Origin of the sequence: Mucilaginibacter rubeus, from assembly GCF_014643835.1 — a bacterium.
GTDB classification, from domain to species: Bacteria; Bacteroidota; Bacteroidia; order Sphingobacteriales; family Sphingobacteriaceae; genus Mucilaginibacter; species Mucilaginibacter rubeus.
This window is the reverse complement of the sequence record NZ_BMKD01000009.1, coordinates 279,277-293,188: the sequence shown is the minus strand read 5'-3', so window position 1 is coordinate 293,188 and position 13,912 is coordinate 279,277. Positions and strand designations below refer to the sequence as shown.

Sequence of the window (13,912 nt, the reverse complement as noted above, 5' to 3'; positions counted from 1 at the left end):
GCGCCATATATTTTAGTACCGGTCGTCGTCAATATCAAGGTCATCGTCATCGGGCTGCAAGTTAAATAAACTGTTAAACATATCCGAAAACGCGAAGCCATTATCCAGGAAACCTTTGTTCAATTGTGAAAATTCCGACAGGCCGTGAAGTACAAATTCCATCAGCAGCAATTGCTGGCTTTCGCCCAAACGCGGGTGGATCTTTTTTACAAGGTCTTTCAACCCCACAACTTCTTCCAGCGATTTTTTGTATTCCTGCATGGGCATATCATCAACGAAAGCTACATTGTTGCCATCGCCAAACCAGTTAATGATAGCTGCATATGGGTTAGGGGCTTTGGCTTTCTTAGCCTTTTCCGGGTCAGGGAAAAACGATAGCAGTAAGCTTTTGATGGCTTTACCTATCAGGATATTGGCCACTTTGCCTGGTCCCTCCAGTTCACCCTCATAAACCAGCTCAATTTTACCGGTGATGGCAGGTATCACACCTAAAAAGTCGGTAATACGTACAAAGGTAGTTTTTTCGTGGTTGATGATCATCCGGCGTTCGGCATTACTGATCAGGTTTTCATAGGCCGAAATGGTTAAACGCGCCGATACACCCGATTTTTTGTCGATATACTCAGAGTTACGGGCTTCAAAAGCAATCTGTTCCACCAGGTTTTTAACCAAACCATCAGCCTCAATAGCGATACGCTGATCATCGGTAAGGGACGCTTCCTGTTGCGTGATCTTGCGTGAAATCTCAACCGAACGCGGGTAATGTGTTAAAATCTGGCTCTCAATGCGGTCTTTAAGCGGTGTTACTATCGAACCACGGTTGGTATAATCTTCGGGGTTGGCGGTAAACACAAACTGGATATCCAGTGGTAAGCGTAATTTAAAACCACGGATCTGGATATCTTTTTCCTGCAGGATGTTAAAAAGGGATACCTGGATGCGGGCCTGCAGGTCGGGCAGCTCATTGATCACGAAAATGCCGCGGTGTGCACGTGGGATCAAGCCGAAGTGGATTACACGCTCGTCCGAATAGGTTAATTTTAAAGTAGCGGCCTTGATTGGGTCAACGTCACCAATTAAATCGGCTACGGTAACGTCAGGGGTGGCCAACTTTTCGGTATAACGCTCAGAGCGGTGGATCCAGCCTATAGGTGTGTCGTCACCTTTTTGGGTGATGATGCTATGACCATACCAAGATATGGGGTTGTAAGGATCATCAAACAATTCTGATCCCTCGATGTATGGGATATACTCATCAAGCAGGTTAACCAATAAACGGGCAATACGGGTTTTAGCCTGGCCGCGTAAACCCAATAGTAAAATGTTATGGCGCGACAGGATAGCAGTTTGCAGATCAGGGATCACAGTATCTTCAAAACCGATGATGCCCTCAAAGCCGCCTTCGCGTTTTTTAAGCTGTTCAATAAGGTTAGCACGTAATTCGTCTTTAACCGAACGGCTTTTATAGCCTGTTTGCTTTAACTGGCCGAGGGTTTTTATATCTAATAATTTACTCATTCTGTTTTTGTAGTCCGGAAGTCGGAAAGTCCGCAAGTCCGAATGTTTATTTTTAATTTAAAGGACAGTTGTTATTCGTATTTCAGACTTCCAGACGTCGGACTTCCGACTAAAGACTTACCTCACAGTCCTTCTTCTGTTTCTGATATAATCCTCAAAAATGTACTCACCAAGACCGTTCAGGGAACTGTAAAAGGCTTTGCCTCCGTTTGTTTCTGTGAATTTACGAACAAACTGCTGCAAATAAGGGTCTTTAGCTATCATAAATGTAGTAATAGGTATTTTTAACCGCTTACATTGGGCAGCCATGTTAAGGGTTTTGTTAACCACTTTCCTGTCCAAACCAATGCTGTTTTTATAATACCTGGTGCCTTCCTTTAAGCAGGTTGGCTTACCATCCGTAATCATGAAAATCTGCTTATTGTGCGTTTTACGGCGTCGGAGCAGATCGGTAGCCAGCTCCAAACCTGCATAGGTATTGGTATGGTAGGGGCCAACCTGCAAGTAAGGTAAATCCTGCAAGGTTATTGGCCATGCATCGTTCCCAAAAACAACAATATCCAGCGTGTCCTTAGGATATTTGGTGCGGATCAGTTCGGCAAGGGCCATAGCTACTTTTTTGGCCGGAGTGATCCTGTCTTCGCCATAAAGGATCATGGAGTGCGAAATATCGATCATGAGCACAGTTGAAGTAAGGGTTTTGTAGTCCATTTCCTCTACCTCAAGATCGCGTTCGGTCATCATGAAATCGCCTATACCGTGATTAACCTGGGCGTTGTGGATAGACTGGGTCATGTCTATCTGATCAAGGCTGTCGCCAAACTCAAACTCGCGGCGTTCGGCATTTTTTTCATCGCCCTGGCCTGATTGCGGCGAGCGGTGGTTGCCTTTGCCTGATTTTTTTAGCTTGCCGAAGATCTCCTCCAGAGCAGATTGCCTGATGCTTTGCTCAGTTTTTGCCGTAATCCGGAACTCGCCATTCTCATTATTTTCGTCGAGATAACCCTTTTGCTTTAGTTCATCGATGAAATCGCCCATGCCATAATCATCGTTAGTAAGGTTATATTGTTTATCGAGTTCGTTAAGCCAGGCTAAAGCTTCGCCTGCATCGCCCGATGTATAGTTGAGCAACTCGAGGAATAATTTTAACAATTCGTCAAATCCGCCTTTAGGGATTTGGTTGGGCTTAAATTTGGAAAATCCAAAACCACGCATATTTTGTCCTTTCTGTACATAAAGGAACGGAATATTTTTAGGAAAAGTTTCGCTGCGGAAGTGATAAAATAAATTGTTAGTTAAGTATGACAATTAGATTTTTGATTTCGGAATTGGGATTTCGGATTAAAAAGTCATTTTCTATCTCCAAAAATAAATCCGAAATCGAACATTCGAAATCCGAATTCCTAAATGTAAGCCAAGCTATTCAGGAGCTCAGGCGGGTACACCGGGTTGGCGCCTCGCTGGCTGGCTACGTATGAGCCAACGGAGCACGCTTTATCTACCACCTGCTGCATGGGTTTTCCCGAAAGGAGGCCGGATACAAATGTTGCCAGGAAGGCATCGCCGGCGCCTACCGTGTCTGCAACTTTTACCGGACACCCGGGACTGTCATAAAATTCATGGTCGTGCCATACCAGTGCGCCATGCTCGCCGCGGGTTACGCAAATGGTTTGGCTATGGTATTTGGAACGGAACTCGCCAATTTGATCGCGCAGGGAAGCACTACTTCCACCGATGAGCAGGTTGGCTTCTTCCTCGTTCATTTTTACTACGTCGGCCCGGGCTACCAATGTTTCAATAGTTGACAGGGTGTAATGCGGCGGGCGAAGATTTACATCAAATATTTTTAGCGTCGGGGTTTCATCAAGCAGGTTTAATAAGGTTTCGCGGGTAGTAGCGGTACGGCAAGCCAAACTGCCAAACACAATGGCCCTGGCTGCCTGGGCTGCTTTAGTGAGTGCAGCCGATGGTTGTATGTTATCCCATGAAACGGGTTGGGGAATAATATAAGTAGCGGTGTTGGTTTCATCAAGCTGTACTGTAACTTCACAGGTTGGAAATTCATCGTCCTGCTGAATCAGGTCCGAATACAGGTCATTGCTTTTTAAAAAGCCTATCAGTGCATCGCCCGAGTTATCCATACCCACAGAGCTCGCAAACGCTGTTTTTACGCCTTGTTGTACCAAATGCCTGGCTACATTCATAGGGGCGCCGCCCGCTTTTTTTCCATCACCAAAAGCATCCCATAAAACTTCGCCAAAACTTAATACCTGATTTCCCATAGTTAAGTTGTTTTTAGTGTCGATGAAATCCAAATATACTGTATTGTCTGAACCGGAATTAATCGAATTGAAGAATTAATTGAATTTTCTCTTTTTAATTCTGTTAATTCGGGCAATTCTTAAAATTCAGGTTCAGACAAAAACAAAAAGCTATCTTTATTATATGAGAAAAATATTACTGAGTTTAGCGTTGATGCTTGTGGCCGTGTATTGCTTTGCACAGGACAGGCAGGCCATCCTGAAAGTAATGCATACACAGGAAGAAGCCTGGAACCGCGGCGATATTGAAAGCTTTATGACGACCTACTGGAAATCAGATTCGTTGGTTTTTGTGGGGAAAACAGCCCCCGCCTATGGCTGGCAAACAACACTTGAACATTACAAACAAACTTATCCTGATAAGGCTGCCATGGGGCAGCTTAGCTTTGAGATCATACAGCTAAAGGTATTGGATGCAACCAATGCTTTTGTTTTGGGAGGATGGAAACTAACCCGTGAAAAAGATACACCAGGCGGCTATTTTACGCTATGGTTTAGGAAAATTAAGGGTGAGTGGAAGATAGTTTGTGACCACACCTCGTAAGGAGATTAGGGGTGGAGATAAAAGGTTAAGTGGATAAATACGGGGATTTGGAAGCGTGGGAATTAGCGATTCCTCTCTTAAGAGCGGAATTTATAAAGATACCGGATCGCAAAAATACTACTGCATGAAAAGAGGTTTAGTAATTGGGAAGTTTTTGCCGCTCCATATTGGGCATATGGCTTTGATTGGTTACGCGCTTGACCATTGTGATGAGCTTGTAGTGGTTATTGGTGCCAGTGATGATGAGCCCATTGATGGAAATATCAGGCTTGACTGGCTCGAAAAAACTTACGCAGGTAATGACAAGGTTAAACCTGTATTATTAAGCTATGATGAAGCTATGCTGCCGGGTGCGGGCGACTCGATAGAAAATATGTCGAGACTTTGGGCCAGCTATCTTAAAAAGAAGCTGCCGCCTATTGATGTGATATTTGCTTCAGAGGCCTATGGCGCTTATATGGGGCGGTTCCTGGATTGTGAAAGCGTTATTTATGAAGAACCCTGTAAAATTGTACCGGTGCCAGCGGCAAACATCAGGGAAGAGCCTGACTTATACCTGCATCTTTTACCCGATGTGGTTAAGGATTACTATAAAAAATCAGGCTGAATAATTCTGGCGGCAATATTTTACAGGCGTTATTCCCGATCAATCCTTAGCAAACCAGTTCCGCTTAAAATCGGAGGGATTCTTTCCAACTATCTTATTAAAGAGTTTATTAAAATATGATAAGCTTTCAAATCCCACGGCGTAACAGGTTTCAGTAACGTTTTTATCCTGCATGAGCAGGTTTTTGGCTACATCAACACGGTATTGGTTCACGAAATCGGTGAAGGTCATTTTAGTTTGTTTTTTAAAATAGCGGCAAAAAGCCGCTGTAGTAAAGTTCACTTTAGCCGCCACTACATTTACATCGGGTTTAAGATTGTAATTACTGCCGATATATTCATAAATAGCCCCCATCCTGATCTTATCTTTTAAAAAAAACTGCAGGTTCGGCTCGTCGTTGTTTAAAATCGTAAATTCTTTTGAACCAGCCAGTATGTTAAAGATCTCCATTAACCCCATTAACTGCTGAAAAGAATCCATCCCCGGTAAAAGTTTCAGTTTTCGCACTGCTGTAGTCCTGGTATCTCCATAAAAAGCAATACCGTTGGCGGCTTTTTTGAAAAGCTGCCCGATGGTCGAAAATTCGGGAGTGATGCCTATTGCCGTTCCCATGAAATCTTCTTTTAGCTGCACCACTATCTGATGGTATTCGCTCCGCAGCCGGTAATCAAAGTTGAGGTGGGGGAGGTTACTGCCAATAAGCACCAGGTCATGCTGGGTGTAGCCGGAAATGTGTGAACCTACGTGCCTTATCCCTGCATCTGCCTCAACATAAACCAATTCGTATTCGGGGTGATAATGCCACAGAAAAGTGTTGCGAAGCCGGGGTGAAAAGAGTTTGAACGATTTGCCAGGTTCAAAATTAATCTTCTCTAACTGGATCTTATCCATGCTATATTGAGCATTAAGTTTTAGTAAAGGTAAACAAATGATCAATATAGAGCAAATTTTGGTCATTGTACAGGATAATCCATCTTCCATGCCAACCTAAATTTGAGTTATAAATCAAAAAAAAATGATGAAGACCGAAAACGCAACCATGACCATGGCAACCACGCCGGCGAATGCACATAAAGAGATCCCTGGTAATCCGTCAACCGCTAAATCAAGCCAGATCCGCCTGAATGAACGTAAAAACAATGCACCGCTGAAAGTGCTTAGCGAGGCCGATTGGCAATTTTGGATAGAGAATGGTTATGTGATCATCAAAAATGCAGTACCTAAAGAGCAGGTGAAAAAGCTGGCTGATTATCTGTGGCAATATGAAGATAAGGATGCCAATGATATCACTACCTGGTATAAAAAGCCCAATGCCCAAATGCAAATGAGCGAGTTGAACAATACGGGCATGGTTGAAATTTATAATCAGCAGTTTATGTGGGATAACCGGCAATATCCTAAAGTACATGCGGCTTTTACAGATATCTGGGGTACCGAAAAGCTATGGGTAACTATTGACCGGGCCAATCTGAATTTTCCGCTAAGGCCTGGCTTTGAATATAAAGGTTTTATTCATTGGGATTATGACCCGGAAACCAAACCTCAAAATGTGCAGGGCGTACTGGCCCTTGCCGATCAGACTGATGAAAACATGGGTGGTTTTCAATGTATCCCGGAACTATATCGTACATACGATACCTGGAAATTAACCCAACCCGAAGATAGGGATCATTATAAACCTGATACCACCGGTTTTGAGACTGTGAAAGTGAAACTGGAAGCAGGTGATCTGCTGATATTTAACAGTTTGCAGCCGCATGGCATAAGACCTAATACCAGTGCAGATAAAGTGCGTATAGCGCAGTATATATCCATGATGCCCGCCCAGGAAGACAATGAAGAGCTAAGACAATGGCGCATTAACAGTTGGCAAAGCCGCGAAGCCATGCAGGGCTACGCTTTTCCGGGCGATCCGCTGGAACGGGAAAAGCAAAATCCGGTAGCTGAGCTTAGCGATCTGGGTAAAAAACTTTTGGGCTTGGAGCGTTGGTAGATTGTATCTCATATACACGTTTTCGGGAGCATTTGATAAACAAGCTAGTTGTGAAGACACGGTCGTGGGTATAAAACAAAATAGCGATGGACAAATCCATCGCTACTCAATATCATGCCTTAAGACTAAAAACGTAAGACTTTCGACTTTAAAAAGGTTTCCCTGCGGCAAGCTCTCTATTAGCCCATTTAACGGCCAGTCCTTCGCGGTATTTAGCATATTTGCCTTTGAACATCATTTTTAGAGCGCTATCAACACCACCTTTAACGGCCAGGTTGTATAGGCTTGCCGCTTTACGGCTTATGCTGGCATCCCATGCGCGAAGGCTGAGTGAGTATGAACCATCCACATATTTCATCCAGTGCCAGTAGCCGGTTGGCATAAACAGGGTATCGCCATGTTCAAGGAAAACTTCAATACCTTCTACACCGTCAAGTGCCGGGAATTTTTTGACATCAGGATTTAGTACATCATAGTCCTCCAGTGCATACGTGGCATTGGGGATACAGTACAGGCGGCGCTTCCACTTGTTTTCAAATAGGATCACATGCTTACGCCCTCCAAAATGGGTATGGAAAATATGCGGAAGATCAATATCGTAGTGTAAAAAAGTAACCGAGTTTGAACCTCCGAAAAACATGGCGGGCATGCTTTCCAAAAAGCCCCCCATCAGGTCCTTAGGTAATACAATATCATCCAAAAGTTGTGGCGCTTGCTTAAATATGTTAAAGAAAAAAATCCTTAACTCGGTTGGTTTACTGCGGATAAGGTCGATATATTCATCAAAGGGCATTTCAGTTGCCGACGAATTGATGGGTTTTGACGGATCGGCCTTTGAATTATCGTACAATGGCACTACTTTATTGCCAACAACCTGCTTTAAATATTCGGGTGTCCATTTTTCGCGGGCAGGCCAGCTTTTGGTAAGCCCTTTGATAACCAGCGGGCGACGAGGGTCTAAATAATTCTTCTTGAAGTCTTCGGGAGAAATATTTTCAACCGTATCGATCGGGTTAAGAATGAAGCACATAATAGTTTATTACTTTAGGGGGATTACGCTTATTTTAAAATAAAGTTACAATATTGTTTCTTACTCGTTTAAAAGCATTCAAAATAACGAAATAAACCCCAAAGTAGTATAAATATATCTTAATATTATGGCCTGCCTGATACAAGGGCGTTGTTAGCGCGTTTGATAGCCAGGCTCTCCTTCCAGTCCATATAATCCTTTTTAAAGCGAGCTTTCATCAGGTTGTCAAACTTGCGCTGCACTGTTAAGTTATACAAGCTTTTGGCTTTAATGGCCCATGATTTATCCCAGGCGCGTAACGATATCGAAAATGAACCGGTGAGGTATTTCATCCAGTGCCAGTAACCGGTTGGCATAAACAGGGTATCGCCATGCTCTAAAATGGCCTCTTGTCCTTCAATGCCGTCAAGGGCCGGAAATTTGGTAAAATCGGGGTTTTCGATATCATAATCTTCCAGGGCGTAGGTAGCAAAGGGGATGCAGTACAGACGTTCGGTCCATTTCTGATCGAACAGCATTACATGTTTGCGGCCATTAAAATGTGTATGGAAAATGTGCGCAAGATCGATGTCGTAATGTAAAAATGTTACAGAACCGGCGCCGCCGAAAAACATATTGGGGTATTTATCCAGGAAACCACCCATTAAATCAGATGGCGAACGATAATCTTCCAGCAGTTTTGGGGCATGTTTAATTGGGTCGAAGAGGAAAATTCTTAAATCAGTAGGCTGTTTTTGAATAAGATCGATATAATCGCCAAACTTCATTTCAGTTGCAGATGCATTGATAGCTTTGGAAGGATCGGCCTTTGAGCTGTTATAAAGCGGAACGGTTTTATCTCCAACTACCTCTTTCAGGTATTCAAAAGTCCATTTTTGCAGTGCGGGCCAGCTTTCAGTGGCTTTGCGGATAATAAGCGGTTTACGCGGATTTAAGTAATTGTTAACAAAATCCTCCTTGCTTATATTGTCTACACTATCAATAGGTGTAAGCGTTATACTCATTTTCACAAATTAATTAACGAGCAAAATTAATTCTTTGTAAATAATATGTAAACGATTTGAGCCGATTTTGAAATTGTGCTGACAGTTGTATTTTAGTTGCAGTATAAAGTTGCAGTGGCAATACGTAACTGCAGGCAGTATAAAGTTGCCGGTGCAGTTTCATGGAGTGTAATAAAAAGAGTATATTTTGCCTATCTTCCTCTAATCAGTGTACCGCTTGTACAACTACCGCTGCCAACTGCTTCTGCCATTACAAACTGCAACTGGCTTAATTAGGTTTCAAAACTGAATTAACTACCTGAATAACACCGTTGCTTTGGGCAACATCGGCTATGGTGATGAATGATTTGCCCCCTTTTTCGTCAACAAGGTAAAGTTTTGCCCCCTGCGACATCACTATAAGTGTACCGCCGCTCAATGTATTAAGCTCCAACTTGCCTTTGCCCTCTTTTACTTTGGTTAACAGATCGGCCGAGGTTAATTTGCCGGGCACCACATGATAAGTAAGCAGTTTAATAAGATTGGCCTTGCTTGCAGGTTTCATCAGGTTGTCAACCGTGCCTGCAGGAAGCTGGGCAAAAGCTTCATTAGTAGGTGCAAAAACAGTATACGGACCGGTCGCTGATAGGGTAGGCGCCAAGCCGGCAGATTTAATAGCGTTTACGAGCGTAGTATGGTCTTTTGAGCCGGATGCGTTTTGTACAATATTTTTAGCAGGCGACATAACAGTCCCGCCCACAGTTTTTTGGGCGAAAGCTTTTGGGGCTATAATAGCTATAAACGATAAAGCGATAATGAGTACTTTTTTCATAATTGCAGGTATATAACACAATACGATTTGATAAATATAAACAGTTTTTAAAACCATTTTGCTTTGTAACAAAGTACTGACTGTAAAAAACCTCAAAGGTTTAGAAAAATAATCCGGCTGCAATATGATCAGCATACAGTTTACCTGTTGCGCTAAGATAAATAACATTATCTTTTTGTATGATCCATTCCCTATCGAAATATTCGGCGGCAGCTTTGAGTAATTCGGCTGATGCTCCTTTGGCTATCTGGTTGAGCCTGGCTAAATCAAGCCCCCAGATTGTGCGTAACGAGGTCATGATATATTCGTTCAGGCGGTTCTCTTCGGTTAGCTCCTCGGTTTCGGCCTGTAGTTTTCCGGTTTCAAGCGCCTGCATATATTTTGCGTTGTTAGCTATGTTCCATTGGCGGGTCTCTCCATTGTAAGAATGCGCCGAGGGGCCAATTCCTAAATATTTTACCCCTTTCCAGTAATTCGAATTATGACGGGAGTATTGGCCGGGCTTACAAAAGTTGGAGATTTCGTAATGTTCAAACCCATGTGCCTGCATGGCATCCATCAGCACTATAAATTGCTCTGCGCTTTGTTGCTCATTCATGGGGGGCTGTTTTTTTTTGCTGATAAAGGCTGCCAGTGCAGTTTGCGGTTCAACCGTCATCGAATAAGTAGACACATGCGGAACATTAAGCTCAAATACCTTATCGAGATTTTGCTTCCATTTGGTATCGCTAAGCATAGGATAGCCGTAAATCAGGTCGACAGTAATGTTTTCAAAACCGGCATCCTGTGCCCGTTTTACTGATGATTCGGCTTCCTGCCCGCGGTGTACGCGGTTCATCCAAACCAAATCCTCGTCAAAAAACGATTGAATCCCTATACTGAGGCGATTTACCGGTGTTTGCCTCAATGCTTTGAGCTTATCAGGTTTCAAATCATCGGGGTTAGCCTCCAAAGTAATTTCGGCTGTAGATGATACCGTGTGTAGTTCAGTAATTGCATTAATGATCTTGCTGATTTCATCGCCGCTTAAAACAGAAGGAGTGCCTCCTCCAAAATAAATGGTTTCGATGGTTTCGCCGTTAAGATAGCCTTTTTGCAGTTTGACTTCACTGATTAACGCATGCAGTATTTCATCTTTGTACTTTAATGATGTACTGAAATGGAAGTCGCAATAATGGCAAGCCTGCTTGCAAAAGGGAATATGTATATAGATGCCTGCCATGCGGCAAAGGTAATGTAATTATTTTTTTGACTAAAGCCGGTATTTGTGCAATAAGGGTTAAGGGACATTTAAGCTTTGTTTATCTTTAGTTCCCAATTATAACAACCATGACCTTTAAATACTTTGTTTTCTTATCTGTGTGTTTGCTGGCCGGCAGAGCTGCCAATAGCCAGCACAGCAATAACACCATTCAAATAAATATCCAAAAGCTGTTAAATGCCCGCCCTGTAACTACAGTTACCGATGGTAAGTTGCAAACCTGGGTAACCGGTATTGATGGCGGGGGCAAAGAGGATGGTTATCTTACCGCAAATGCAGCAAAACTTAATGGCAATCATGATGCGCACACTTTGCCGGATAATCCATTGATCCCCGCTAATTCGTTTCACCCAACCATCTTGCTTCATTATAAAAACGGTGACAACGGTAACCAAAGCCTAAATGTTGCCGGCATTGATAGTTTTAGCTTCGATGTTCCTCACAAAAAATATTCTGGTTTGTATCTGAGCCTTACCAGTTCCGAAGGGCCTTCGCAACTATATATTACACTAACTTATAGCGATGGTAGCGAGTTTAAAGATTTTAAATTGCCCGATTATTATGATGATATACCTGAAGGTAACTCAAACCTGAGCTACTTAGTACATGATCTGGCTAAATGGGGGCAGGGAAATAAGATAACAGAAAATGATCATCATAATATCGATGTATTGAATATTCATCCTGATCCCGGGCGCATTCTAAAAAAAGTTACTGTAAGTAAAGATAAAGCCGGATACCTTGTTTTTTGGGCTGCTACAGGCGTTACGGAATAACGTATTTACTAAATTGAACATGTCTTTTGTTTTGTGTCGATTCTGCATTCTTATACAAAACAAGCGTTTAACATGGCCTGGCATGTGCTCATGCGCTATGCACGCCACATGCCATATAACGCCTTGCTTTTAATGTAGCATAGCTACAAAGCCACCACCCGGCGATAATTTTATAGTAAGCGTGTCTTTGGGATTGACTAATCTTTCTTCACGGTGGATAGATGCATTGGTATCTTCTCCATCATATATCAGTACCCCTTTTGTTGCGTGCTGTAGAAAGTTTAAAGGAATTTTAATTTCACGTGCATCGGCACCATTCATTACGCCAACCCACCAGGTGTTTCCTTTTCGGCGTGCATAAGCAACAATTTCACCCATTTGGGTACAGCTTAAAACTTTTGTCTCGTCCCAGGTTGTAGGTACCTGTTGAAATAAATCAAACATCGGGCTCTCCAGGTAAAATTTATATTCGTCCGCGAAATGCGTAATAGGAGAAAGATATACGATGGATTGAGCAAACTCATGGGCCCAGGTGAATTTTTGCGATGTAAGTTGCTCCGGGTTCAGTATTACAGGAGTAAAATCTGCAGCACCGGCGGTAAAACGCGTAAACGGTACAGATACGTCATGGTCTAACGGTGCCACTCTTTTATACCGGGTCATATGATATTCATTCCCCCTAACTGCCTCCCTCGTAATATCCATGGGATAGGTTCTTGTCAATCCCGTTGGTTTTACGCTTCCATGAAAATTAAGCATTAGTTTGAGGTCTGCACAATCTTGCATGGTACCCATGTACCATTGCATAATAGATGACGTTGCAGGGGGGATGAAATCTATTTTAATGCCCGCTGCTCCCAGATCTTTGATTCGCTTCAGATACGAATAACGGGCTGCTGCCGATCGCATTTCTTTAGAGTCAACCCAAACAATTGATTTTACGCCAATACTTTTTCCGTATGCTATCACATCTCCCAAAAGCTGCCACTGATCTTTACCCGGCTCGCTCCAATTTCGCCATCCATCATCTACTAAATAATATTCCCATTTTAATTTAGCTGCCGCATCATACCAACTTCTTTGTTCGGCAAACCGGGGAGCCCCAACGCTCCACCATTGCCATAAACAACGGCCTGGCATTACCCAACTAAAGTCATTGCCTTTTTGTGGTGCCGGGCACAGATTCGTGAGCAGGTCTGAGTTTACTAATTCAGTTAAATTTTTGGCTATGATAATTGTTCGCCAGGGAGATACTTTTTGGTTTTCATAAGCACCTTTAAGTACAGCATGTCCAGCATTGCTATCCGGTTGTACATCCCAGCCGTTAGGGGCAAAGGGGAAATTTGCTTTAAAAGAATTTTCATGGTGTATAAAAGACATGTCTGAAAAGTCTTCGCAATCAGCTTCTGAAACCGAGGCAAAAATCCCGTTTACATTAAAAGTTAAGGGCCCCATTATTGGTGTATTTTGTGGAACTGATGGTAATGGAGTTACATGGCTTAGGCCCTCATAACCTTCATTATAATCCGACCAGGCAACCTGCGTTACTTTTCCGGAGAATTCCCAGGAGGTTGAGTCGGCATTGATGTGTTTTGTATTATAAGGTAATGTGTAACGTACAGCTATACCATCATTGTAAGCGCGCACAATTAAGTTGAATTTCTTCTCTGCTGTTAGCAAAGGAATTGTAGTTTCATTCGCTTCGTTACGTGCCGTTTTGTGAGCGCCGTTGATAGTATAGGTTTCTTTTATCTTTTTATTTGAAGGGGCACCTGCAAATTTGGTTTCAACTCCAAGATCGATACCATCAACAGTTAAACCCAGGCGCGATGGTGCTATCAACATCGTATTGTTAACTGCCGCGTTGTATGATAATTTGCCTTTGGCAATGAATACGTTGACATTAATTTGCCCATTTGGACTATTAACAGCAATGGTTTTTTGTTGGGCATATCCTTTGTAGGATAAACATAGGATCAATAATAATAACCGAATATTTATTCTCATAATTTATACTATTCCCATTTAAATTTAGCTTATACAGTTT

Annotated in this window: 13 protein-coding genes; 4 read left to right on the top strand and 9 right to left on the bottom strand. The window is 42.7% G+C overall.

The features are described from left to right. Positions 1–12: 12 nt before the first annotated feature. The 3 genes from IEX80_RS25165 to IEX80_RS25155 all read right to left on the bottom strand — a co-directional run bounded on the left by IEX80_RS25165 (position 13) and on the right by IEX80_RS25155 (position 3,800). A complete protein-coding gene (locus IEX80_RS25165) occupies positions 13–1,518 on the bottom strand; it encodes a sigma 54-interacting transcriptional regulator (RefSeq protein WP_188834527.1) in 1,506 nt (501 codons plus the stop codon). A gap of 117 nt (positions 1,519–1,635) precedes the next feature. Continuing rightward, positions 1,636–2,733, bottom strand: a complete 1,098-nt coding sequence (locus IEX80_RS25160; RefSeq protein WP_090531322.1) for a vWA domain-containing protein — start codon at positions 2,731–2,733, stop codon at positions 1,636–1,638. 188 nt (positions 2,734–2,921) lie between these two features. Further along, positions 2,922–3,800: a carbohydrate kinase family protein gene (locus IEX80_RS25155; protein ID WP_090530401.1), complete on the bottom strand. Its 879-nt coding sequence runs from the start codon at positions 3,798–3,800 to the stop codon at positions 2,922–2,924. Between the two features lie 163 nt (positions 3,801–3,963). On the opposite strand from IEX80_RS25155, the gene IEX80_RS25150 reads away from it, so the two are divergent. Together IEX80_RS25150 and IEX80_RS25145 are read left to right on the top strand one after the other, a co-directional pair. Then, the gene (locus IEX80_RS25150) at positions 3,964–4,383 is read left to right on the top strand and encodes a YybH family protein (protein WP_090530398.1); all 420 of its coding nucleotides are present in this window, start codon (positions 3,964–3,966) and stop codon (positions 4,381–4,383) included. 124 nt (positions 4,384–4,507) lie between these two features. Continuing rightward, positions 4,508–4,990 (top strand): adenylyltransferase/cytidyltransferase family protein, encoded by a 483-nt coding sequence (locus tag IEX80_RS25145; RefSeq protein ID WP_090530395.1) that lies wholly within the window; start codon positions 4,508–4,510, stop codon positions 4,988–4,990. Between the two features lie 39 nt (positions 4,991–5,029). On the opposite strand, the gene IEX80_RS25140 is transcribed toward IEX80_RS25145, so the two are convergent. Then, entirely contained in the window at positions 5,030–5,881 is an 852-nt protein-coding gene (locus IEX80_RS25140; RefSeq protein WP_090530392.1) for a helix-turn-helix domain-containing protein, read from the bottom strand. Between the two features lie 124 nt (positions 5,882–6,005). On the opposite strand from IEX80_RS25140, the gene IEX80_RS25135 reads away from it, so the two are divergent. Beyond that, complete coding sequence (locus IEX80_RS25135; RefSeq protein WP_223266092.1) at positions 6,006–6,983, top strand: phytanoyl-CoA dioxygenase family protein; 978 nt, start codon at positions 6,006–6,008, stop codon at positions 6,981–6,983. Between the two features lie 148 nt (positions 6,984–7,131). Here IEX80_RS25135 and IEX80_RS25130 read toward each other — a convergent pair whose 3' ends face one another. The 4 genes from IEX80_RS25130 to hemW all read right to left on the bottom strand — a co-directional run bounded on the left by IEX80_RS25130 (position 7,132) and on the right by hemW (position 11,050). Continuing rightward, positions 7,132–8,013, bottom strand: a complete 882-nt coding sequence (locus IEX80_RS25130; protein ID WP_091215547.1) for a cupin-like domain-containing protein — start codon at positions 8,011–8,013, stop codon at positions 7,132–7,134. A 125-nt stretch (positions 8,014–8,138) separates the two neighbouring features. Beyond that, positions 8,139–9,017, bottom strand: a complete 879-nt coding sequence (locus IEX80_RS25125; RefSeq protein ID WP_176625303.1) for a cupin-like domain-containing protein — start codon at positions 9,015–9,017, stop codon at positions 8,139–8,141. A gap of 268 nt (positions 9,018–9,285) precedes the next feature. After that, positions 9,286–9,828 carry a fasciclin domain-containing protein gene (locus IEX80_RS25120; protein WP_188834526.1) on the bottom strand — a complete coding sequence of 181 codons (543 nt, stop codon included), beginning with the start codon at positions 9,826–9,828 and terminating at the stop codon, positions 9,286–9,288. A gap of 100 nt (positions 9,829–9,928) precedes the next feature. Next, on the bottom strand, positions 9,929–11,050 hold the full coding sequence (gene hemW / locus IEX80_RS25115) for a radical SAM family heme chaperone HemW (RefSeq protein ID WP_188834525.1): 1,122 nt from the start codon (positions 11,048–11,050) through the stop codon (positions 9,929–9,931). A gap of 107 nt (positions 11,051–11,157) precedes the next feature. Between hemW and IEX80_RS25110 the strand changes: the two genes are divergently transcribed. Then, complete coding sequence (locus IEX80_RS25110) at positions 11,158–11,865, top strand: hypothetical protein (RefSeq protein WP_188834524.1); 708 nt, start codon at positions 11,158–11,160, stop codon at positions 11,863–11,865. Positions 11,866–11,994: 129 nt separating this feature from the next. Here the strand turns inward: IEX80_RS25110 and IEX80_RS25105 are convergent, their stop codons facing one another. Next, positions 11,995–13,872: a glycoside hydrolase family 97 protein gene (locus IEX80_RS25105; protein WP_188834523.1), complete on the bottom strand. Its 1,878-nt coding sequence runs from the start codon at positions 13,870–13,872 to the stop codon at positions 11,995–11,997. Positions 13,873–13,912 lie beyond the last annotated feature (40 nt).

Coding starts and splice junctions, on each gene's coding strand:
- IEX80_RS25145 (WP_090530395.1), top strand. CDS start 4,508: ATGAAAAGAGGTTTAGTAATTGGGAAGTTTTTGCCGCTCCATATTGGG.
- IEX80_RS25120 (WP_188834526.1), bottom strand. CDS start 9,828: ATGAAAAAAGTACTCATTATCGCTTTATCGTTTATAGCTATTATAGCC.
- IEX80_RS25160 (WP_090531322.1), bottom strand. CDS start 2,733: ATGCGTGGTTTTGGATTTTCCAAATTTAAGCCCAACCAAATCCCTAAA.
- IEX80_RS25125 (WP_176625303.1), bottom strand. CDS start 9,017: ATGAGTATAACGCTTACACCTATTGATAGTGTAGACAATATAAGCAAG.
- IEX80_RS25135 (WP_223266092.1), top strand. CDS start 6,006: ATGATGAAGACCGAAAACGCAACCATGACCATGGCAACCACGCCGGCG.
- IEX80_RS25130 (WP_091215547.1), bottom strand. CDS start 8,013: ATGTGCTTCATTCTTAACCCGATCGATACGGTTGAAAATATTTCTCCC.
- IEX80_RS25110 (WP_188834524.1), top strand. CDS start 11,158: ATGACCTTTAAATACTTTGTTTTCTTATCTGTGTGTTTGCTGGCCGGC.
- IEX80_RS25150 (WP_090530398.1), top strand. CDS start 3,964: ATGAGAAAAATATTACTGAGTTTAGCGTTGATGCTTGTGGCCGTGTAT.
- IEX80_RS25155 (WP_090530401.1), bottom strand. CDS start 3,800: ATGGGAAATCAGGTATTAAGTTTTGGCGAAGTTTTATGGGATGCTTTT.
- IEX80_RS25105 (WP_188834523.1), bottom strand. CDS start 13,872: ATGAGAATAAATATTCGGTTATTATTATTGATCCTATGTTTATCCTAC.
- IEX80_RS25165 (WP_188834527.1), bottom strand. CDS start 1,518: ATGAGTAAATTATTAGATATAAAAACCCTCGGCCAGTTAAAGCAAACA.
- IEX80_RS25140 (WP_090530392.1), bottom strand. CDS start 5,881: ATGGATAAGATCCAGTTAGAGAAGATTAATTTTGAACCTGGCAAATCG.
- hemW (WP_188834525.1), bottom strand. CDS start 11,050: ATGGCAGGCATCTATATACATATTCCCTTTTGCAAGCAGGCTTGCCAT.